Raw genomic sequence first — 1,215 nt, 5'->3', positions numbered from 1 at the left:
ATACAGCGACCATCACGGCGAATGAAGCAGACCCAACTCCAGACAACAACACATCAACAACGACTCCGGTCCCAGTACCCCAGGCGAATGTTGGTTTAGTAAAGGAAATTGATAGAATAGGTCCTTTGGTTGGTAGCAATGTAACCTTTACTTTAACTGCGAGTAATGCAGGGCCAAGTGAAGCTACTGGCGTTGTAGTTACAGACCAGTTGCCATCCGGCTATGCGTATGTATCCGACAATGGCGGAACAGCGACAGCAGAAGCCTCCGGCTTGGTGACTTGGACGATAGGCACCTTGGCCAATGGCGCGAATGCCACCTTGACCATCACTGCAACAGTGCTTGCAACGGGTGACTATGGCAATACAGCGACCATCACGGCGACTGAAGCAGACCCAGATACAGATGACAATATATCAACTGTTTCTCCAAATCCTATTATTCCTCCTGTTGACGATACAGCGACAACGAATGAAGACGCTGCTGTAACGATAAATGTGTTGGCAAACGACACCTTCCAGGGCGTATACGGAACAGACTATGAGGTAACGGCAACGACTGCACCTGCGAACGGTACGGTATTGATCAATGCTGATGGCACAATCACGTATACACCGGATGCAGACTTCAACGGTACGGACAGCTTCACTTATACGGTGACGGTGACCAACGCCGATGGTACGACTACGACAGAGACCGCAACGGTAACAGTAACAGTAACTCCAGTAGCGGATATCGTAAATGATACAGCGACAACGAATGAAGACGTTGCTGTAACGATAGATGTGTTGGATAACGACACCTTCCAGGGCGTATACGGCACAGACTTCGCGGTAACGGCAACGACTGCACCAGCGAACGGTACGGTATTGATCAATGCCGATGGCACGATCACGTATACACCAAATCCTGACTTCAACGGTACGGACAGCTTCACTTACACGGTGACAGTGACCAACGCCGATGGTACGACTACGACAGAGACCGCAACGGTAAACGTAACAGTAACTCCAGTAGCGGATATTGTAAATGATACAGCGACAACGAATGAAGACGTTGCTGTAACGATAGATGTGTTGGATAACGACACCTTCCAGGGCGTATACGGAACAGACTATGAGGTAACGGCAACGACTGCACCAGCGAACGGTACGGTATTGATCAATGCCGATGGCACGATCACGTATACACCAAATCCTGACTTCAACGGTACGG

The 1,215-nt window shown here is 49.6% G+C and carries 1 protein-coding gene; it reads left to right on the top strand.

Translation table 11 applies throughout. From position 1 onward, the window contains the following. Positions 1–1,215, top strand: a 1,215-nt coding sequence (locus DFR66_RS13785) for an Ig-like domain-containing protein (RefSeq protein WP_147277700.1), incomplete at both ends; no start/stop codon positions are given.

It is taken from the genome of Flavobacterium glaciei (assembly GCF_003350545.1).
Taxonomy (GTDB): domain Bacteria; phylum Bacteroidota; class Bacteroidia; order Flavobacteriales; family Flavobacteriaceae; genus Flavobacterium; species Flavobacterium glaciei.
Note: the sequence above shows the minus strand (reverse complement) of the source record. Positions and strands in the feature narration are given on the sequence as shown.